A 22,903-nucleotide genomic window follows, 5' to 3' on the forward strand; every position below is an offset into this window, starting at 1 on the left:
TCAGGAAAAGCGGGCGGAAGCGTCCTTGCTGACCCACACCTTGGCGTCGATGTCGCCAACGCGGGACAGCTCCATCTGGTACTCGTAGCGGTCGGGCCGGTACAGGCCGTGCAGCCATTGCACAGGCCGGTCGTCCACGTCGTAGATGAGGCGGCGCACGGCCAGCAGCGCCGTGCCGACCGACACATCGAGGTGCTCGGCCATGTGGGCGTCGGCCAGGCGGGCCGAGATGGTCTGGTGGGCCCGGCCCACGCGCACGCCGGACTCCTCCAGCAGCAGCAGGATGGGCTTGCGCGCCAGCTCGCGGCGGCCAAAGCCCTGCGCCAGCGCCTGGGGCACATAGGTGGTGATGAGCGACAGCGGCCCCTCGCGCGTGCTGCGCACGCGCACCGCCTTCTGCACCTCGGCCCCGACCGGGATGGCCAGCGCCTGCGCCACCGCCTCGGAGGCGGTGATGCCCGCCACATCGAGCACCTTCACCGAGGTCTTCAGGCCCATGGTGACGAGGTTCTCGAGCAGGCCGGTGAGCGGCGTGCGGTCAGGCGCGGCGACGGAGGCATTGGACGTCGTGGGCCGCGTGCCGCGGCCGGGCTCGCGCTTGATGAGGCCCTCGCCGGACAGGCGCTCCAGCGCCTTGCGCACCGTGACGCGGGAGACCTCGAACTGCTCCATCAAGGCATGTTCGCCCGGCAGCCCCGCTTCGAAGGCGCCCTCCTCCAGCTGCTGCCGGAGCACGAGGTAGATGCGGTGGTACTTGGGAAGCGGCAGCGCCGAGGACATGGGAAATGATCGTAGGAGCCGTTTTATTGTTCTGTCAATAAGACATTTGAAGGCGGAACTTCGCGAATCTTGCAGGGACGGCGATGCGATACCGGTTCGCCAGACTGGAGGGGTATGCAGGAGTCATGCCCGCATGCCCCCCGTGCTTCGGTGCACGGCGGTGCGCCAAAGCCGGCGTGAGCCGCAGGGCGACCCACGGGGCTCCCCCAAGGCAGGGCGCCGCGCACACGCCTGGGGCGCGACCGCGGCCACGGGGCTGCGGCTTGGTCGCTCAGTCGCGCCCGGGCGCCGGGCCGTCGGCGGGCCACTCGCCCACGAACTCCACCGAGTGCAGCACCCGGCGCAGTTCGGGTTCGTCCGAGGACATCCAGCCCGCCAACTGCCCCTGGAAGTGGGCGACGAAGCGGCCCGCGGCATGCGAAAGACCTTCGTGCGAGCGGCGCACCAGCCCCACCACATGGCTGTGGAAGCGCTCGCGCAGCGGCAGCGCGACGACCTCATCGCGCAGCGCATCGCCCTCCACCAGGGGCCATGGGCAGAAGGTCAGCATGTCGGTCTTGCGCACCAGGCCCAGCATCAGCGAGGCCGAATGCGCCAGCTGGATGCGGTGCACGGGCGGCGCCAGGCCGTGCTGCACGAACAGGTTGTCCAGCAGGTTCACACGCTCGCCGGCGGTGAAGTTCAGCACCCAGTCCTCGTCCAGCAGTTCGGCCATCGAACGGGCCGCGGCGCGTGGATGGCCGCGACGCGCCACCACCGTCATCTCGTAGCGGAACATGGGCTGCGCATGCAGGCCCTGCATCGACTCGGTGGGGCCGAGGCGGCCGATCAACAGGTCGAGGCTGCCTTCGCGCAGGCGCGGGTAGCCCAGTGCCGACAGGCCATCGAACATCTCCAGCTGCACATGGGGCAGCTCCTGCCGGAAGGCGGGCAGCACCCGCGGCAGCAGGGTCTGCGCCACCCAGGGCGTGATGGCCAGCGCCAGCCGCTGCGGCGCGCCCGTGTCGCGATGGCGGGCCAGCATGCCTTCGGCCTGACGCATCTCGGACAGCATGCGCTGCGCATGCGCGAGCAGCGCCTGGCCGGCGGGCGTGAGGGCGACTTGGCTGCCGCGGCGCGCGATCAGCGCCACCTGCGCATGCGCCTCGAGTTCGCGCAGGCCCTGGGTGACGGTCGCCTGCGTCACGCCGAGCGACCGGGCGGCGGCGCGGATGCCGCCCTCGGAGGCGACTGCGACGAGGTAGCGCAGCTGATGCAGCTTCATGGGCCGCGATTATGCGAAGCGACAGGCGCCGCCACGCAGTGACGGGCAATGCCTGTCTGTCGATGCGGCAAAGGCACTCCTAGACTGGCTCCGCAAAGGACGACCCCATGCCATTCGAAATCGAGACCGCCGCTGCCCTGGACCATGTGCCCCCCGAAGTGCGCGACATCGCACCGGAGATGGTGGCGCTGCGCCAGCGCATCCATGCCCACCCGGAGCTGGCCTACGAGGAACATGCCACCAGCGATCTGGTGGCCGAGCGTCTGGCGGCCTGGGGCTACGAGGTGCACCGCGGCCTGGCCGGCACCGGCGTGGTGGGCACGCTGCGCAAGGGCCAGGGCACGCGCCGCCTGGGCCTGCGCGCCGACATGGATGCGCTGCCGATCCAGGAGACCACCGGCCTGCCCTATGCGAGCCAGGTGGCCGGCAAGATGCACGCATGCGGCCATGACGGCCACACCAGCATCCTGCTGGCTGCAGCGCGCGTCATCGCGCAGCAGGCCGACTTCGACGGCACGCTGCACCTGGTCTTCCAGCCTGCCGAGGAAGGCCTGGGCGGCGGCCGCCGGATGGTGGAGGAAGGACTGTTCGAGCGCTTTCCCTGCGACGCCATCTTCGCCCTGCACAACATGCCCGGCTTTCCGGCCGGCAAGCTGGGCTTCAGGGAAGGGCCGTTCATGGCCTCGTCGGACACGGTACATGTGACCGTGAGCGGCCGCGGTGGCCATGGCTCGGCACCGCACCTGGCGACCGACCCGGTGGTGGCCGCCGCGCACATCGTCGTGGCGCTGCAGACCATCGTGTCGCGCAACGTGGATCCGCGCGAGATGGCCGTGGTGTCGGTCGGCGCCATCCACGGCGGCGATGCGCCCAACGTCATTCCCGGCACCGTCACGATGCGCCTGACGGTGCGCGCCTACCGGCCCGAGATCCGCGCCATGCTGCGCGAGCGCATCACCGCGCTGGTGCAGTCGCAGGCCGCCACGCTGGGCGTGCAGGCCGAGGTGGACTACCACTGGCGCTACCCCGCGCTGGTCAACGACGTGGCCTCCACGCGCTTCGCCCGGCAGGTCGCGGCGGACTGGCTGGGCGAGGACGGCCTGCTGCACGACCTGGCGCCGCTGACCGGCAGCGAGGACTTCTCCTTCATGCTCGAGCACTGCCCGGGCAGCTACCTCATCGTCGGCAACGGCGTGGGCGAGCACCACCACACCGGCGGCTGCATGGTCCACAACCCAGGCTACGACTTCAACGACGCCATCCTGCCCATCGCTGCCAGCTACTGGGTGGAGCTGGTGCGCCGCTTCCTGGCGCCGCAACGCTGACGCGGCCGCACCGCCCCTTTTTCTCTTCCGCTTCGCACTGCCATGACCCCCCCCCCTTCTTCCGTCACCCGCCGGCGCCTGCTGGGCGCCCTGGGCGGCGCCGCGCTCTGCCCGGCCGCATCGCTCGCCCTCGCCCAGGACGCCTATCCGACCCGGCCGATCCGCATGGTGGTGGGCTACGCGCCGGGCGGCTCGGTCGACATGGCGGCCCGCGTGGCGGCGGACATCCTGTCGGCCCGGCTCGGCGGCTCGGTGGTGATCGACAACCTGCCGGGCGCCGCCGGCGTGCTGGCCGCACAGCGCGTGGCCGCCAGCCGCCCGGACGGCTACACGCTGCTGGCCGGATCGAGCAACGAGATGGCGGCGACGGCGCTGGTCAACCCGTCGCAGCGCTACAGCCCGCTGACCGACCTCTCGCCCATCGCGCTGATCGCCACGGCCCCCGTGCTCTTCGTCGCGGCGCCGCACACCGGCGTGAAGAACATCGACCAGCTGATCGCCCTGGTCAAGCGCAGCCCGGGCAAGTACAGCTATGGCAGCTCGGGCGTCGGCTCCACGCTGCACTTCGCAGGCGAGCTGCTCAAGCAGCGCGCAGGCATCTTCATGACGCACATCCCGTACCGCGGCACCGGGCCGCTCACCACCGACCTGATGGGCGGCGCGCTGGACTTCGCCATGCTCTCACCCACGGCGGCGGCGCCCTTCATCGCCAGCGGCCGGCTCGTTCCCCTGGGCATCACCTCGGCCCAGCGCTTTCCGACGCTGCCGCAGGTGCCGGCGCTGGGCGAGCACCCGCTGCTCAAGGGCTATGAACTCAATGGCTGGTTTGCGCTGGCCGGCCCGAAGCACTTTCAGGCCCCGCTCGCGCAGAAGCTGCGCGAGACGCTGCAGGCCGGCCTGACCGACCCCGGCATGCGCCGGCGCCTGGAGGACGGCGGCTCAATCCCCGCCACGGGCAAGGAAGACCTGGCGCGGCTGATTCAGGAGGACACGGCCAAGTACGCCGAGTTGGTGAAGTTCGCGAACGTGCGCGAATGAGCGCAGTGCCAGGGCGGAGTCGTCGGCTCCGCCCCAGCGCACCGAGGCTTTCGAGGGGCTTGCCGAACAGGCCCTCTGTTGCGTCAAGGCCGATCCGGCCATGGGCGCAACCCGCACATCGAATGACGATCTGTCATCCTAGGTTGAAGGCAAATCGCTTGCCCGCATGAGGGCGCCTCTCCATGATCGGGCGCAAGAGCAAAGGACCGGCCCACTCGACGCAATTCGCGGCGGCCCGGCGGAGGCAACACCCATGACATCCCGTTCGACCCCTCGCGTCCGCAGACGCGCCATCACCGTGCCACCGCCGCGGTGGCCGAAGCGCCCCGCCCTTCCGCACTGACGCAACCGCCCCGCCTGCGTGCGCGGCTCGGTGCCGCACCGATCCGGCAGCCCCCCACGGCGCTGGCGACTCTTCAAGCATCCCGTTCTTCGCAACCGCCGAGCACGCGGTGGGCGGAGCTTTGCCTGCACCTCACCATCACAAGGAGACACCATGAATGCAGCGTCGAGACCCGCCCGATCCAGGGCATGGATATGGGGCATTGGCCTCGGAATGGCCTTGGCCGGATGCGGCGGCAGCGGTGGCGGAACGCCATCGTTGCTGGGCCTGACGAGCACCTCCACATCCACCGGCACCGCATCCTCCGGCACCACGACACCCACGACACCGGACACCCCCAACGGTGGTCCGAGGTGCCAACGTGCCCGACGCGACGCTCACCGCACTTGCGGTCGGCCAGGTCGGCGCCAGCGACCGCAACTACCCCTTCTTCGCGCCCGACTTCGACCTGAAGCCCTTCGGCTTCGTGCTGGAGGAGTTCAGCATCGAGGGCAAGGCCAACATCCATGACACGCCCGCGCCCAACGGCGGCACCGGCGAGAACACCGCCGCGACGCCCTCGGCCAACGTCGTTACGCCCGACGTCCCCTACAAGTCGCGGATCATCGTCGTGCGTCCGGAGAGCGCTGCGAAGTTCAACGGCACGGTCATCGTCGAATGGCTGAACGTGACCAACAGCTACGACACGCCCGTCCAGTTCCTGCAGCAGAAGGAGTTGATCCTGCGCAAGGGCTATGCCTGGGTCGGGGTGTCGGCACAGAACGCAGGCATCTCCACGACCAACGGCCTGAAGAACTGGAGCCCGACGCGCTACGGCAGCCTCGACGTCACCAACGGCGGGACGGTCACCGGCGACCTGCTCGGCTACGACATCTTCTCGCAGGCGGCGAAGGCGATCCGGTCGCCGAAGAACATGGGTGGCCTGGTGGCCATGCCCGTCATCGCTACCGGCGCCTCCCAGTCCGCTGGCCGTCTGGGCATCTATCTCAATTCCGTCCACGCCCTGACCGACGTGTTCGACGGCGCGCTGATGACCATCGGTGGCGCCGTATGCGCACCGACCTGAAGATCCCCATCATCAAGGTGCTCAGCCAGACCGAGCTGACCAATTCGAGCCCGCGCCAGCTGCCGGCGCTGCAGCCCGACACCGACAAGTTCCACACCTGGCAGATCGCCGGGGCCGCCCATTCGGACGCCTACGGCATCTCAGCCCGGGCGCAGCTGATCAACCGCGACCGGGGCGGCAACATCGGCGACAAATGCACCCTGCCCTCGCGCAGCCGGGTGCCCAGCCGCTACGTCTACAACAGCGCCATCGACAAGCTCGAGAAGTACATCGACACCGGCGCGGCCGTGCCGAGCGTCACCGCGCTTGCGGGCCTCACCAACGGCAGCCCGCCGACCATCTCGGTCGACGCACGCGGCATCTCGACCGGCGCCGGCATCCGGCTGGGTGAAGTGGTGGTCCCGATGGCCATGCTGGGCCATGTGGACGATGCGACGTTCTGGATCGCCTCGGGCTATCTGAACAGCGATCCGGTGGCGGCGCGGCCCAACTTCCGGCTGGCCATCGCCTCGCTCGAGAAGTACAGCGCGCTGCTCGACGTTCAGGCCAACATGAAGACGCTCAACGCCCACACGGTGAACTACTTGAAGGGGCAGGCCACGACGATGATCACGGCGTTGGGCAAGCTCTGAGCACCGGCGGCGCGGTGAGCCTCACCGTGCCGGAGGGCTGCACGGCCGCGTCGACCGGTTCGCCGAAGGCGTCGTCGGCCTCCTTGAGGACCCGCGCGCAATGCTGGTAGAACGTCCAGCCCGCATCGGTGGCGACCACCTTGCGCGTCGTGCGGGTGAGCAGCGTCGTGCGGCATTCGCGCTCCAGCCGGGCCACCTGCTGGCGCACCACCGCCTTGGTGATCCCGAGCCGGCTTGCCGCTGCGGTGAAGCTGCCCGTCTTCACCGCCGCCGCGTAGTAGGCCATGCGGTTGAAGTTGGCCAGGTTGGCGGGACCGGGCTCTTCGAAACCGTTTGTCTTGGGCATACGGTTTGTTCAGGTGCGGCCGCTTTTCTTGTCGATCCTGGCGCAGTCATCATCGGGGTGGGCAATGCGCCCCGGCACGCCATGCCATGACCCCACTCCACCAATTCGCGGAACGCGCGCTGGTGCGCATGCCCGTTCGAAGTCGCCATGCCGAAGCTCGCTGCTTCAACGCCGCCATGTGCTGCCTTCAAGCTGCGTGCCGTAGACGAGCCAGATCAACCGGCATGGGTGGTCAGGCCGAACCTAGGCTTGCTCAATGAGGACGGCCTTGGTTCTGGTAGCCGGCGAGCAGGACGTGTTCGGCATGTTGTGGGTTTCGGGCCAACTGAGGCGCCAGAGACTCCTCCGCATGACCATGTTGCCCTGCTGAAGCAGCGTCTGCTTGGATCGGCAGGCGATCAACGATTTTCTGGATATCTGCTGCGAGCGCCGCGTTGGTGGAACCACTGGCCAACCCGCGAAGGTAATGCTCCCGCGCCTCTGCAAAGTCGTCCCGGGCCAACGCCGCATGCCCAAGGACGAAATGGCCCAGCGGCTCTGCCCCCCCGGCGGCAAGAAGTGGTTCCCAGGTCAGCAGCGCCACCGCTGCGCGTCCGGAGCTGAATTGCAGCAGTCCCAGTTGGTAACGCGCAATGCTCAGGTCCGGTGCCAATCGGGTCGCGTCCGCCAGTGCGGCTTCGGCCCGCTCGACGTCGCCTGCGGCGGCGTACTCGGAACCCAGCAAAAACGCGGCCAGGCCATCGGTCGGTGCCGCGCGACACGCTTCGACGAATGCGTCGATGGCGGCGGCCGAATGGCCCGCCTGGCTGGTCACGATGCCCTTGGCGATCAGGGACTGGAGTTTGCTGTCGGTCGGGGACAAGGTCGCGTTTTCCTGGTTAAGGGAGCAGACACCCAAAGCACTGTCTCCGCCCATATCCACGCCAATCCTGATTCGTTTAGTAGTCGTGGATTCCGCGTGGTCTTTGGAGCGGACTAAACGAACCCGCTACCAAGGGGATGTGCTGCACGCAGATGCCGCTGCGGTGCAGGGCGATCACACAAGTTGGTCAACCGCAGAAGGCTCGAGTCTCATCATCGAATGCGAGTACATCCATGGTAGCAATCGTCAGCGGCAGTAGCCTGGGCCTGAGCTTGGGCTCTCTTCGCACTCTGGGCCAGCAAGGCGTGTTTGGCTCGGCGGCCCAAGGCAGAAGCGGCGAACAGGCCTATGTCAACGTAGCTACCGGCAACCTCGTTCTGCAACATCGTGACGAGCTGCTTTCGGGGAGAGGCCTCGATATCGGCAGCTTCCGCACCTACAACAGTCAAGGCCGCTTCACCGATGCCAACTACGACGGCTGGCTGGTGGGCGCCTTCGGTGAGCGCGTCACTGCCAACGGTCCTCTGGGGCAGACGGGAAGTGTCGTGACCCGCACAGACCGGGACGGTGCTCAAACGACATACCTATGGGACGCGACGCGAAGCGCCTACGTAAGCAGTGCGGGCGCAGGCGCCTACGACACCATCACGTACGACAGTCAGGCGTCGCAGTTCCTCTGGACCGACGGAGACACCGGCTCCAGCGAGCGCTATCAGGCTTCGGCGGCCGGGCGTCTTATTTCGGCCACCGATGCCGACGGCAACAACGTCTCATTGGCCTACGACACTGCGGGCCATGTGCAGTCCATGACCGACGCCAACGGCGAGGTCACCTGCTACGACTACGTAGGCGACAACCTCGTCCAGATCCGCACCATTACCAGTGCAAATGTCACCTCGACGCGAGTGCACTACGGCTACGACAACAGCAACCGCCTGGTCATGGTGACTGTCGATCTCTCCCCCGAGGACAACAGCGTAGCCGACGGAAACACGTACGTCACCCGCTACACCTACGACGGCGCCAGCACACGCATCGCCACCATCACCCAGGCTGATGGAACGAGCCAGCGCCTGACCTACACGCAAGCCGGTGGCGAGTACAAGGTCAGCTCGGTCACCGATGCGCTGGGAGCCGTTACCACGTTTGCCTACGATCCCGTTGCCGGCACAACCACTGTGACCGACGCGCTCGGCTCGTCCAGCAAATTCCTCTACGACAGCCAAGGCCAGCTTCTACAGGTTCGCCAGGGGGTCACGGCCACCAATCCTGCAGGGCTCAGCCAGATCAGCTATCTCTACGACGCCCAGGGCAACGTCGCGCTGGTGACTGATGGCGAAGGCCGCAAGGTCCGCTTCGAGTACGACGGCAACGGCAACCTGCTCAAGGAAGTCGACGGGGCGGGTGACACCCGGGTGCGGACCTACAACGCCGCCAACCAACTGCTCACCGACACCCGGTTTGCCAACGCGGCGGTGGACGACCGCGGAGCGTTCAACACGGCCGCAGCCCTGCCCGAGACGACACGTTATGTGTACGCACCGGGCAACCTCCGCCAGCTGAGCTTCATGATCAGTGCGCAGGGTGAGGTCACGGAGTACCGCTACGACAGCTACGGCCAGCGCACCAGCGTCATCACCTATGCGGGGGCCTTGTACAACTTGAGTGCACTGGGGCAGGACCAGGTGCCCACTCAGGCGCAGATGGTGAGCTGGCGCCAGACACAGGATCTCACCCGCAGCCAGCGCACTGACTATGCTTTCGATGGCCGCGGCGCACTCGCCAGCACGACCGCCTACGGACAGACGGCGAGCACTGGCGAGGGTGTGGCAACGACGGCCGCAACCACCCACTATGTCTATGACCAGCAAGGCCTGCTGCTGCAGAAGATCGAACCGGGCAACGAGGCGGGGGCGACGAGCTACGTCTACGACGGCCTGGGTCGGCTTCTCGTTGCCACCGGGCCTGCGGCCGATGGACAGGGCCAGGGCATCACCGTCACCGCCTACGACGACGCCCACGGCGCAACGTCGGTGACAGCGGCCGATGGCCTCACGACCATCTCGTCCTATGACAAGGCGGGACGGCTCGTGGCCGTGGCCCAGAGCCGTGCTGGCATGGGCGTCCTCGGCACCACCACCTACAGCTACGACGCCGAGGGCCGGCTGTTGATGACGCAAGACCCGACGGGTGTGCGCGCCTGGACGCTCTACGACGCAGCCGGCCGCAAGGCGGCGGACATCGACGCGCTGGGCGCCATGACGGAGTACGTCTACAACGCCAACGATCAGTTGACCAGGACCATCGCCTACGCGACAGCCGTGGACACCTCGGCACTTGTTGACAGTGCGGGTCGGCCCACCACTGCCTGGCACGCGGACAACGCCGTCACATCCGTCGCCGCCCTGCGGCCCCAGCCCACAGACAAGGACCAGCAGGTCTGGCGCTTCTACGACGGTGCCAATCGCCTGGTATGGCAGGTGGATGCACTGGGCTATGTGACGCGAACCGTCTACGACGGTGCATCCCGCGTACTCAGCGTGACGCAACTGGCGCGGCCCATCGATGTACGGTCCCTGTCTGGTACGACGCCGGTGGAATTGTTGGTGGATCCGGGCAGCGTCGGTGGCGTCTCGCTGACCCTTCCGCCGACGAGCGGTGCCTATTTCGGCGCGCCGCTGCCCCTGAAGGCCACGATCGATGGGGCAGATCCGGGGGGAATGGTCACGTTCTTCGCGAACGACACCATCGTGGGCAGCGCGCTGGTGATCAATGGCGTGGCGACGCTATTCACGGACGAACTGCCAGTGGGAACCCTGAGCATCCGTGCCGTCTACTCCGGCTCGGCCAGCCGGCCGGCCGCCACTTCTGCTGCCAGCACACTCGTGGTGCAGCGAACGCCGCCATCCGTCACGTTGTCAATGTCCCCGGTGGCGACCTTCTGGAGTTTACCCGTGACGTTGGTCGCGACGGTCGCGGCGGCGCAGGGCTTTGTTCACATCGCGACGGGGCAGGTGCAGTTCTTCAACGGAAGCACCTTGATCGGAACGGCTACCCTCGACAAAGGGCAGGCTGTGTTGACGCTCAACAGTTTGCCCATGGGGCGCAACAGCATCCGGGCCGAATATGCGGGCGACGACTCCTACACCTCGGCGTCTGTGTCCGAGTATCAGACGGTCCAGGTGGCGCCGACCCGCACGAGCCTCCAGATCGAACCCGTCGTGGGGGGCACGGTGTTGCGCGCCAGCGTCGGTCCCACGCTCGGTACGGTGCCGGCGCCCGCAGGACGTGTGACGTTCTATAGCGGCAGCACGGCATTGGGCAGCGCCCAAATCGTTGAGGGGGTCGCTGCCCTCACCTGCAGCGGCGCGCTTCCTGCCGGGGCACTCACAGCGGTCTATGAGGGAGACGCCGTCAACGCAGGCAGCAGTAGCGCCCTGACGAGCCAGATCGCGCTCACGGCATCGGCAAGCACCATCAAGCAGGGGCAGCCGCTGACCTTGAGCGCAACCGTCGCCGGGGCTGAGCCGGGTGGCGTCGTCACCTTCTTCTCGGGCACACAGTATCTGGGAAGAGCCGACGTCATCAACGGTCAGGCGTCGCTGGTCACGTCATACCTGCCCATCGGCTCGGCGGTTCTGACGGCGGCCTATGGTGGCGGCGCATCCAAGTCGTCGAGCGTGGCGCAGACCAGCGGGCCCATCACTGTCAGTGCGGGCACTGGTGTTGTTGCACCTCCCCCGCAGACCGAGCGCAGCTTCGAAGTGGTGACTGCTTCTTCGGGCAGCGTGGGGCTTCGCACCCGATCGGCGATCGACGCTCCGATCGCCGTGTTCGATGGTCAAACGCTGATCGGTTGCTTCAAGGTCACTGCCGTGGACTCCGGCGGGAGGTACTTCTCGCTGCCTGGATTGCCCAAGGGAGCGCATGAGCTGACCATCGTCTGTGCGGGCGACAGCACCGTCCCGTGGTCCGGCACCATGGCATCGACCACGCGTGTCCAGACGACTGTGGGCGGTCTGTCACCGGCGTCGATGGGGTCGTTGAGAAGTGCCAACCCGATGCCCATGGTCGGATCGCGCAATCAACTCACGTTGCAGTTCACGACCCAGAACAGCGCCACAGGGAGCGTGCCCACCGGGACGGTGCATTTCTATCGTGACGGAGCGCCCATCGGCGACGTTCAGTTGGTCAATGGCGCGGCCAGCCTGGACGTGGATCTGACGCAGATCGGACGGCAGATGTTCACGGCCACCTATGACGGTGATGCAACCTTCGAGGCAATGAGCTGGACGCGCGCCGTCGATGTACGAGCGTCGTCCCAATCCCTGTCTGTATCGGTCACCGTCGGGATCGCCCCCCCTGTGGCCAACTACGGCAGTCCAGTGACGCTGAGAGCCTCTGTCGGGGCGGGCTCCCTTGCCACTGGAACAGTGCGCTTCTACCGCGCAGCCGAACTGCTCGGAGAGGCCCCGCTGACAGAGGGGCAGGCCGTGCTGCAGCTGAGCCGCCTGGAACCCGGCACGGCGACCATCAATGCGGTCTACAGTGGCGACGAGAACTACTCCCCCACCGACGCTGCCTCTGGCTTGAGAACAGGCTCGGTGACGGTGCTCAAGGCACCTACGGCAATGGCGCTGGCTGCATCCACCAGCAGCCTCACGCAAGGCCAGTCGGTCACGCTCACGGCCACTGTTGCGGGCGCCGCACCTGGCGGGCTCGTCAGTTTCTTCTCGGGCATGCAGTATCTCGGCTCGGCCTCGGTCCTCAACGGCGTGGCGAGCCTGAGCACCAATGCCTTGCCAGGCGGCACCAACGTTCTGACGGCAAGCTATGGGGGAGACGCGCACAACGTCGGCAGCGCCTCGGCGGCCGGCACATCGGTGGTGGTCCAGGCCGCCGGCAGCGCTTCAGGAATTCCTGCTCTCGCCGCCATGGATGCCACGGTCTACACCGTGAGTCAGACAGATGGCGCAGCGGGCGTCTATGTCCGTCTTGATGGTCGTGCGTCGGTCAATGGCGCCTATCCCGGAACGTTCACGGTATTCGATGGTTCGACGCTGCTCGGCAGCTTTGTGGCGACTGCCAGCCAAGACTCGGTCCCCAGCAGTATGCCGGGCTTCATCGTGCCCAACCTGAACAAAGGCGACCACAGGCTCACCATCATCTACTCGGGCAGCGGCACATCCCCTGCCGCCTCGGTCCAGAAGAGCGTGACGGCGATCCCTGTGCAAGTCGCCGTGGGCCTGGCGACGTCGCAGAGTGGATCCTCTGCCACGTTCACGGCGAGCGTGAGCCCCAAGCTCCCCACGTACCAGGGGCCCACGATCAGTGGCGTCGTCACGTTCTACAACAATGGGGTCGCCATCGGTACCGCCAGCGTGAGCAACGGCGTGGCAACCCTGACCGTGGCGAACTTCCCTGCCCGCGGCAGTATCACGGCCAGCTATGCCGGCGACTCCACCTACGCCACGGGCAGCGCCAGTCCAGTCAATCATGGCTCGACCACGCCGACGAATGTCGCCTTGCAGGTCAGCGCTGGCATCACCGGGTACGGGTCTTCGGTCAGCCTGACCGCCACGGTCACCTCCCTCTATCAGACGTCGCTGAGCGGGCTGGTCCGCTTCTATGAGGGCACGGTCCTGATCGGAACCTCGACTGTTCAAGGGGGAAAGACCGCCTTGAACCTTGGCGAGCTCTCAGCAGGAACGCATTGGATCAGAGCCGTCTACGCCGGGGATCTCAACAATGCCGCGGCCGAGTCCACCCAGACTGTGGTCGTCAAGCCCAGAAAGACAAGCCTGGCTGTGATCGGTGAGCAGAGCATGGCGGCCGACGGGAGCCTGTCCGTTCAGGTGAATGGAGGGTTGAACACGGGGGGAATGGTCAACTTCTATGCGGGCTCACGTCTGTTGGGGACGGCCGCCGTGGTCAATGGCGTGGCGACACTCACCGGCGCCCACCTGCCCGGGGGAACCTACGCCATCACTGCCGCCTACTCGGGGGACGGCAACAATGCCGACGTTGAGACCACCTTCACGCGAACCGTCGCAGGTGCTGAAAGCACGCCCGTGTACGTGGCACTTGATGTCATCCAAGACCGCAGCAGCACCCGCCTGTACGACCGCGATGGGCAATTGATGGCCACGCTCGACGCCGAAGGCGGTGTGACCGAATACAAGTACGACGCCGCCGGGCGCGTCGTGCAATCCATCCAGTACAGCCGCCTCTCGACCTGGCAGTCGATGACCGCTGCCGATCGCCAGGCAGTCCTGGCCACGGCCCGGGCCAGCTACAGCTTGGGCAGCTTGCGCCCAGTGTTGGATGGCGTGGCCATCTACGACAACTACTTCTATGACGCGCAAGGACGGCTTGTCGGCCATGTGGACGGTGAGGACCGGCTGACGGAAACCGTCTACGACGCACGTGGCAATGTGGTGAAGACGATTCGCTACGCGCGTGGCGTCAATCGAAATGCCACCACGCTCGAAGGCGTACGCCCAACCTTGACTTCGGGCTACGACAAGGTCGAGACCCAGACCTGGAGCGCGGCCAACCTGCTCGTGAGCAGCACGAATGCCGAAGGAACGATCACCCGCTACACCTACGACCGCGCAGGCCATCTGGTGCAGCGTACCGTCGCTCTGGGCACCACGGACGAGCGTAGCGCCAAGTACCTGTACGACGCGCAGGGGCGCCTGATCGGCGAACTCGACGGCAGGGGAAGCGAGGCGGTCGCTGCCTCCGATGCATTCGGCCAATGGCAGGCCAACGGCACGACCCACACCTACGATGCCGCTGACCGGCGCACCAGCACCACCGATGCCGAAGGACATCGGACGCTCTTCTTCTACGACGCGGCCGGCCGCCTGCGCTACACCGTCAACGCCGAGGGAGAAGTGCGCGAGAGCCACTACAACGCCCTCGATCAACTCACCGAGCAGGTTGCCTACGGAACCCGGCTGGACGCCTCTGCCATGGCGTCGTTGGCTCCCGGCGGGCTGGACAGCACCGCGCTGGCCGCCCAACTTGTGCTCATTGCAGACGCTGCCAAGGATTCGCGCACTTCGCACGACTACACGGCCGTCGGCACCGAGTCGCGCACCACCGACGCGCTCGGGCATGTCACGCAGTATTCATACAACGCCTTCCGTGAAGCCCTGGCCACCAACTACACCCTGGCGAGCGGGCAAGTCGTCACCGACACGGCCAGCTATGACCGACGTGGTCTCAGGACGATCTTCGTACGCGATGCAGGCGGCCTGGCCATCACCGAGCGGACTTACTACGACGCTTTCGGCCGGGCGACCACCCGGCTCGACGGAGCCGGCCGTTCGAGCTTTGTGACCTACGACCGCCTCGGCCGCATCGTGACCACAGGACACGGACTGGGCAATGTCACGCGCACCACCTACGACGTCTTCGACCGCGTCCAGATGCGGACCGACGCGCTCAACAACAACACGATCTATTGGTACGACCCCACCACGCGAACTGTCACCACGACCACCCCCGAGGGCGTCGTCATCAAGACCGTCTACAACCGCGAAGGTCAGGTCCAGAGCGTGACCGACGGGCGTGGCAACACCACCAGCTACAGCTACGACAAGAGCGGCAACCTCGTGAAGACCGAGGGGCCACTGGGCGTGACGAGCTCCGCGGCATACGACAAGGCCGACCGGCTGGTCCAGACCACCGACGCGCGCGGCGTCCAGACCGTCTACACCTACGACGCCGCCAATCGGCAGCTTTCGCGCACAGTCGATCCGTCCGGTCTCAACCAACTGACCACGTACGCCTACGACGCCAAGGGTCAGGCCATCTGCGTGACCGATCCTCGCGGTGTCGTCACCCTGACCGAATTCGACCTGAACGGACAGACGCTGAGCCAGACCGTCGACCCCGGTGGCCTCAACCTGCGCACCAGCTACGTCCACGACACCACCGGGCGGGTGCTGACGGTCACCGACGCCAACGGCAACCTGACACGCTACGAATACGACGCCGCCGGACGCCGCGTTTCAGAGACGGTCGATCCAGGTGGGCTCAACCTCACGCGGCGCTACGAGTACGACGGTGCCGACAACGTCGTGCGCTCCATCGACGGCAATGGCAACGCCACACGCTACATCTACGATTCCTACAACCGCGAGATGTACCGCATCGACGCGCTCGGCAACGTGCAGTTCACGGAATACGACGCCGAGAACCGGGTGGTGCGCAGAACGGCGTTTGCCACCCCCATCAGCCTGGCCGGCATCACCAATTCCACGGTATGGACGGTGATCAGCGGCCGATTGACTGCCAGCGCCTCTGATGTGGTCGAGCAGCGCCGGTACGACCGCCAGGGCCGCCTGCAGTTCACCATCGACGGCACGGGCGCGGTGCTCGAGTACAAGTACGACGCCAACGACAACATCGTCGAAACGCGCGCCTACGCCAATCGCATCAACCCCTCGGCGCTGGGGCTGGGCGCCAAGCCGGCAGTGGTCGTAGACGCCTCGCGCGACCAGCGCGTTCGTGTCGTCTACGACGCCCAGAACCGCGCCACCTGGAAGGTCGACGGCGCTGGCAACGTCACCAGCTATGCCTACGATGCCAACGGCAACGTCACCGATCGCCGTGCCTTTGCCAATGCGCTCACCAGCACCGCCTTCACCAGCTGGAACGGCAGCAGCGCGCCCACCGTCACCGCCGACGACAGCCGCGACCAGCGCCTGCGCACGGTCTACGACAACGCCAATCGCGCCGTCTGGAGTGTGGACGCCCTGGGCGACGTCACCCAGATGCGCTACGACGCCAACGGCAACCTCATCGAGCGCCGCGCCTATGCCAAGGCGTTGACGGGCACCGCACTTGCAGCATGGAACGGCCGCATCGCGCCTGCCGCCGTGACGGACGATGCCCACGACGCACGCACGCGTCAGGTCTTCGACGCCGCAAACCGCTTGTCGTGGACCGTAGACGGCACTGGCGCTGTCTCGCACCTTGAGTACGACGCCAACGGCAACATCACGCGCAGCCGGCAGTACCTGACGCCGATTGACTACAGCGCCGACCCGACTAGTGCCGTGCAAAGCGACGGCGACCGTACCGTCGACTACCTCTACGACAAGGGCAATCGCCTGAGCTACCAGTTGCGCTGGGCCAGCGGCTCATACCTGCTGCCCGGTGCAGGATCCGTGCGCGAAGTGACCTCTTACGCCTACGACGGCGCAGGTCATGTGGTGCGGCAGACCGCGCATGCCTGGCCGCTGCCCGCCTCCGTTGGCAACGACACAGCAAGTGTCGCCAACAACCTGGTCGTCGCACCGGATCAGGACCAGAGCCAGTTCATGGCCTACGACGCGGCGGGCCGGCTGCGCTACAGCGTCGACGGCGAAGGCGCTGTCACTCGCAACAGCTACGACGGCACGGGGCGGATCATCCGTACCGAGCAGTTCGCCAAGGCCATCGACACCCAACTTTCCCAGCCCGCTCAGCGTTCGACGGGCACCGCGGCGTTGTCGCTCGCCGACATCGAGTCGCGCCTGCAGACCAGCGCGGGCCGCGACCGCATCACCGCCATGGCGCACGACGCCGCCGGCCGGACCACCTTCACCGTGGATGCGTTGGGCGGCGTCAGCCAGACGGTGTACGACGCCTTCGGCAATGTCACCCTCCAGGCGAGCTATGCCACCCGCATCACGCCGCCCACCAGTGCCAGCGTGTACAGCGACGCAACGCTCGCATCGAGCATCGTGACCAACGCCAGCGCCGATCGCATCCAGCGCATGGCCTGGGACCAGGCCAACCGGCAGGTCTTCGCGGTCGACGCCCTGGGCGGCACTGTCGAGACGAGCTACGACGGCGTAGGACTGGCCGTGCAGAGCCGTCAATATGCCCGTGCCGTTGCCACCACTGGGTTGGCGTTGACCGCCAGCGTGGCAGACATCCGCTCGCGCCTGAGCACCGACGCCGCCAACGACCGCATCATTCAGCAGGCCTACGACGCGGCGGGGCGCCGCATCTACAGCGTCGATGCGCTCGGCTTTGTCACGCGCAACAGCTACGACGCCCTGGGTCAGCTCAACGCCAGCACGCAGTACGCGCTCGCCGTGCCGGCCACGACGGCCAACACGGCTGCCGCGTGGGCTGCGGCTGTCGTCGCCATTGGCGCCGACCGCTCCACCACCTACAGCCACGACGCGGCAGGCCGCCTCCTCGCCACCACCGATGCGCTGGGCTACACCGAAAGCTGGAGCTACGACGCACTGGGCAACAAGCGCACCCACACCAACGCCAAGGGCGCAGTCTGGACGTACGACTACGACCGCACCGGCCGACTGCGCATGGAGGTTTCGCCCCAGGTCGAACTCACAGCCGTCAAGAGCGTCAATGGCAGCCTGCGGATCGACGCTGCCAACAGCGGACAAGGCAGCGTCATCACCCAGATGGTGTACGACGCTTTCGGCAATCTGCGCTGGCGCACCGAGGCCGTCGGCCGGCCCGAGCAGCGCACCACCGAGTACCAGTACGACCAGGTGGGCCGCCAGGTGCGCGTCATCTATCCGCCCGTGGGCGTTTACGAGCTCACCGGCCAGGCGGTGGCCACCAACGGCGGCGCCAGCATGGGCGACCGTGTCGACGTCACCCAGGCACTGAGCACAGAAACCACCTACGACGCGCTGGGCAATGCCATTGCCAACCGCGACGTCGGCGGTGCCTACAGCTACAAGACCTATGACGCCCTTGGGCGTGTTGCCTTCGAGGTCGACGCACTGGGCTATGTGAGCGGCTACGGGCGCAACACCTTTGGTGACGCCACTGCGTTGACACGCTACGGCACCGCCAGCGGCCTGACCGCCGGCAATCCGCCGAGCCTGAACACGGCCCAGGTGCAGGCCGCCGTCGCCGGCCTCGATCACTCGGCCGACCGCGTCCTGCTGACGGCCTACGACCGCCTGGGCCGCGTCATCGAGGTCAAGGAGCCCACGGTCCTCGTCTACGACAGCAGCGCGGGCGCATCGGGCACCTATGCCTATCTGGCCAAGACCACCCGCAGTACCTACAACAGCTTCGGCAACCTGGTCCAGGTCGCCAGCCTCAAGAGCGCCGACAACTGGGTCCTGGACACGCGCTTCTTCGACAAGCGCGGCCAGCAGATCGGCAGCGTCGATGCCCTCGGCTACCTCACGGTCGACCACTTCGACAGCGCCGGCAACGCCGTGGAGCATCTTGAATACGCCACCGCCGCACGCAACGCGGACGGCAGCGCCTGGGTCGGCACCTCTGCCATGGTGGGCTGGACGGGGCTGGCAGCAACGGCCGGCACACAGCCGGTCGCTGGCGCGTCGCCCAATGATCGGCGCACCACGTTCACCTTCGACGCCGACAACCGAAAGATCAGCGAGACCCGCGTCAACGTCGAATACAGCAGCAGCGCCAACGGCAGCACGCAGCGCGGCAACCTGACCAGCACCTACGCCTACGACGCGGTCGGCAACCTCACCCGCAGCACCGACGCCCTGGGTGCGTCCACCTACACCTACTACGACGCATTGGGGCGTTCCGTGGCTGTGGCCGGCCCGGCACGTAGCAGCACCGAGGGTGGGGGCAGCATCACGCCGCTGACGGTGTACCGACACGATGCCTACGGCAATGTGGTCGCCAAGACCGACTACGTCAATGGCGCAGTGCTCAACGGCGACGGCTACGGCGCGGCTGCGCCCAACCCCCTGCCGGACAAGGTACAGATCCCCTCCACCGAACTCGCCAGCGTTAGAGCGTCAGGCTGGCGTGACGAAGGCTCGATGGGGTACATCTCCACCGCCGCCTTCGACGGCGGCACGGCGCTCTATCGGTTGCGCAATACCTTCAACAACCAGCACCTCTACACCATCTCGGCGACCGAACGCAGCAGCCTGTTGGCCAGCGGCCTCTACACCGACGAGGGCGTGTCCGGTTACGTGCTGCCCCCGGGCTCGGGCGGCCAGCCCGTCTATCGACTGTCCCGGTTCGTGCCGCTTCTCGGCCTCACGCACTTTCTCACCACCGACCCCGCCGAAGCCGAAAGCCAGGTTGCCTCGGGCGCCATGCTGGATGGCGAGGCATTCGAAACCCGCACCAACGCCGATGCTTCGATGGACACGCGCCTGCTGCGTCTTGCGGGCCCTGTCTTCTCGGACCACATCTACCTGGCCGAATCGACATCGGTCGCGCCCGACCCCTCGCGCGACGCCGACCTCTTTGCCAAGACCGACCGCACCAGCTATGCGCAGTACGACAGCCGCGGCAACCAGGTGCAGAGCACCGACGCCACCGGCGTCAACCACTACAGCGCCTACAACGCGCAAGGCCTGCTGGCCCGGCAGTGGCAACAGGTCAGCGACAACGATGGCGCCAGCCACACCCTGTGGAAGGCCTACCAGTACGACGCCCTGGGCCGGCAGACCCACATCTACGAGCCCGGTACGCCCACCGATGGCGTCAACACCGCCGGCACGACCGGCATCGCGGGTTACGCGGCCAACCCGGGCGCTGCCGTCACGGCCGGCAGCTACCAGACTGCCAACAACGGGAGTGGCCAGCCGGTCGGCAACGAAAGTAACAGCCCCAGCCAGGAGCCAGCCATCGCCTCGGCCGGCAAGCTCACGCTCTCGCGGCTGGACAACCTGATAACCACCCTCGACGGCGGCTTCCAGGTCGAGTTCGACTACATCACGCCCGACTACACCGTCACTACGCCCGGCGACGAGAGCAGCACGGGCAGCGGCACCACCCAGCACGACAGCCACACCTACATCAGCAGCTACCTGCTGGCGGCCCAGGCAAGCGGCGCCGTCGAACTCGTGCCCGACCATCCCATCGGCACCATCACCGGCATCCGCATCTACCGCGTTGCTTCCCTGTCCGGCCTTTCGCTCGCCGGCGTACCGCTGCCCAACCGACAACTGCTTTGGCAGGGCAGCGCTGCCCAAGCCAATGGCGGCGTCTCCATCGGTGCGGGCGCCGAGCAGCCGGGCACGCTCGTCGATACCGCTGTCAGCTACAACGCCTTCGGCGAAGTCACGCACCGCAACGTGGCCGGCCTGCGCGACGAATACTTCGACTACGACACCGCCGGCCGGCTGTGGCGCACCAACGCGGGCGACGGCGTCGACAAGGTGGCCTTGTACGACACCCAAGGCCACCAGACCGCACAGATCGGCAGCGCCGGCCAAGGGCGTGGCGACATCGACCTGCGTGCGGCGGGCGATGCCCAGCAAGTGGCCAGCCTGCGCGACGTGCGCCGCACTGACACCATCTACGACCTGCTCGGCCGCGTCGTCGAGCAGCGCCTGCCCGAGCGTCAGGAGGTGCAGGGTGGTGCATCGGTACGCGCCGAAGCCCTCACCGGTGGCATAGTGGCGCGCGCTACGGCGACTCAAGGCGACACCACCAGCGTCGCTGTCATCGGCCAGGGCCCGCAAACCATCTGGAGCGGCAGCAACGTCGTCAATCTGGGCTGGAACAGCACGGCGGACCTGGGCAGCGGCGACGTGCTCGTGCGCATCCGCTACATCCCGCGCGACGCCAACGGCAACGAAGGCCCCGAGCAGAGCGTCACCCGCATCCTCAACGCTGCCCAGGCGGGTGGCGGTGCCAGCATCGGCTGGAGCCAGAACGACGCCGGTGGCACAGACGCCATCAGCCGCATCAGCCGCATCGAAGTCTTCAAGAAAGACACCCAGGCCGACTGGGTCGCGCTCATCAACCAGAGCGGCTTCGGCGACACCGCCCAGACCCTGCTGCTGGACAGCCCCGCCGACAGCGGCGCCACCGTGCTGCTGGAGATCCGACCAGCCGGCAGCCAGAGCGCCTGGACCACGCTGGCCACCACCAACTTCGGTGACCGCCTGCGCGCCGACATCTCCGCCCTGGCCCTGGGCAACTACGAATACCGCGCCAGCACCACCGTGCCCGGGCGCGCGGCCGTGCAGACCGCCACGGGCAGCTTCAGCATCACACCCAAGGTGCTGGCCAGCTTTGCGGTGGCCGGCATCAACGGTGGCAGCCAGACCCTGGAATGGGCGGGCCCCGGCAACGGCGACATCCAGACCGTGCGTGTGCGCCAGTCCGGCGGCAGCTGGATCGAGATCGGCAGCAGCCAGCCCAACGGCGACAACTGGACCGTGGCCAGCCTGGCGGGCCTGCAGGCCGGCAGCTACGACTACGAAGTGCTGTGGACCCATGCCGGCCAGCCCGGCCCCTATGCCCACGCCACCGGTCACTTCGACAAGACCGCCGGCATTCCCGGCACGCCAGGCACGCCCGGTACCCCAGCCTCGGGCCTGCCGCACATCGACGGCCTGAGCGTCGGCACCCAGCAGATCCAGACCGTTCAGGACGAATCGGGCAACCCCATCACCACCACCCACTGGGTCGTGCGCCTGCCGCCGCCCCCGGGCCAGGTGCCGGCCTTCTTCCTGGGCGCGGGAGGCTTCCAGTACCCCGTCACCCTGGGCGTCGACGGCGGCGTGTTCATTGCCGACATCACCGCGCAGAACCTGAGCCCCGGCACCTACACCTTCGGCTACGGCTGGTTCCCCTACGTGGGCGCCAACGCCACGGCCCACGCCGTGGGCACCATCACCGTCAACGCCGACGGCAGCATCGTCCTGAACGACACCACCCCGCCCTACACGCCGGCCACCCCCGGTACCCCCGGCACGCCCGACACCCCACCGCAATACGGCTGGAGCGCCAGCGACGCCGGCCCCTACGCCCTCAGCCAGGACCCCACCAGCGCCGGCCGCTCCGTCGGCCAGAGCACGGGCCTCAACGGCGTGGCCGACTGGGTCCGCCCCGTGGTGCAGCAGAACGTGGACCGCTGGGGCAACGTTCTGAGCATCAGCGACCCGCGCTCCACGGCCTGGAAGACCACCTACCGCTACAACGCCAACAACCAGGTCATCGAGCAGGTGCAGCCCGACAGCAACGGCTTTGCCAGCACCGCCTCGCCCGTCACCCGCATCGCCTACGACGCCCTGGGCCGGCAGGTGGCCGTCACCGACGCCAACGGCCACACCAACGGCCAGGAGTGGGACGCCGCCGGCCAGCTGGTGCGCGAGGTGCACGCCGACGGCGGCGTCGTGCAGCATGCCTACGACGCCTTCGGCGACGAGGTACGGCGCATCGACGCCCTGGGTGCACCCACCTGGTACACCCACGACAAGCTCGGCCGCCTGATCAAGACCACCCACGCCCTGGCCGATGTCTACAGCTG

At 67.3% G+C, this 22,903-nt stretch carries 6 protein-coding genes and 2 pseudogenes; 4 read left to right on the forward strand and 4 right to left on the reverse strand.

What is annotated here, in order from left to right:
• Positions 1-780 carry a GntR family transcriptional regulator gene (locus ACT54X_RS20710; protein ID WP_476348295.1) on the reverse strand — a complete coding sequence of 260 codons (780 nt, stop codon included), beginning with the start codon at positions 778-780 and terminating at the stop codon, positions 1-3.
• A gap of 271 nt (positions 781-1,051) precedes the next feature.
• Positions 1,052-2,044 (reverse strand): LysR family transcriptional regulator, encoded by a 993-nt coding sequence (locus ACT54X_RS20715; RefSeq protein WP_476348297.1) that lies wholly within the window; start codon positions 2,042-2,044, stop codon positions 1,052-1,054.
• A 107-nt stretch (positions 2,045-2,151) separates the two neighbouring features.
• Here ACT54X_RS20715 and ACT54X_RS20720 point away from each other — a divergent pair, with 107 nt between their 5' ends.
• The 3 genes and pseudogenes from ACT54X_RS20720 to ACT54X_RS20730 all read left to right on the forward strand — a co-directional run bounded on the left by ACT54X_RS20720 (position 2,152) and on the right by ACT54X_RS20730 (position 6,448).
• A complete protein-coding gene (locus tag ACT54X_RS20720; protein WP_476348299.1) occupies positions 2,152-3,369 on the forward strand; it encodes a M20 aminoacylase family protein in 1,218 nt (405 codons plus the stop codon).
• A 42-nt stretch (positions 3,370-3,411) separates the two neighbouring features.
• Positions 3,412-4,407, forward strand: coding sequence for a Bug family tripartite tricarboxylate transporter substrate binding protein (locus ACT54X_RS20725; RefSeq protein ID WP_476348301.1), 996 nt, complete (start codon positions 3,412-3,414; stop codon positions 4,405-4,407).
• Positions 4,408-5,111: 704 nt separating this feature from the next.
• Positions 5,112-6,448, forward strand: a pseudogene (locus ACT54X_RS20730) (alpha/beta hydrolase domain-containing protein).
• Between the two features lie 7 nt (positions 6,449-6,455).
• On the opposite strand, the pseudogene ACT54X_RS20735 reads toward ACT54X_RS20730, so the two are convergent.
• Both ACT54X_RS20735 and ACT54X_RS20740 read right to left on the reverse strand, forming a co-directional pair.
• Positions 6,456-6,794, reverse strand: a pseudogene (locus tag ACT54X_RS20735) (LysR family transcriptional regulator); the annotation flags it as partial.
• Between the two features lie 253 nt (positions 6,795-7,047).
• Complete coding sequence (locus ACT54X_RS20740) at positions 7,048-7,656, reverse strand: tetratricopeptide repeat protein (protein WP_476348303.1); 609 nt, start codon at positions 7,654-7,656, stop codon at positions 7,048-7,050.
• 545 nt (positions 7,657-8,201) lie between these two features.
• On the opposite strand from ACT54X_RS20740, the gene ACT54X_RS20745 reads away from it, so the two are divergent.
• Positions 8,202-22,903: Ig-like domain repeat protein (locus ACT54X_RS20745; protein ID WP_476348305.1), on the forward strand; the 14,702-nt coding region annotated here is incomplete at its 3' end.

Source organism: Pseudacidovorax sp. DMC4 (assembly GCF_056314265.1).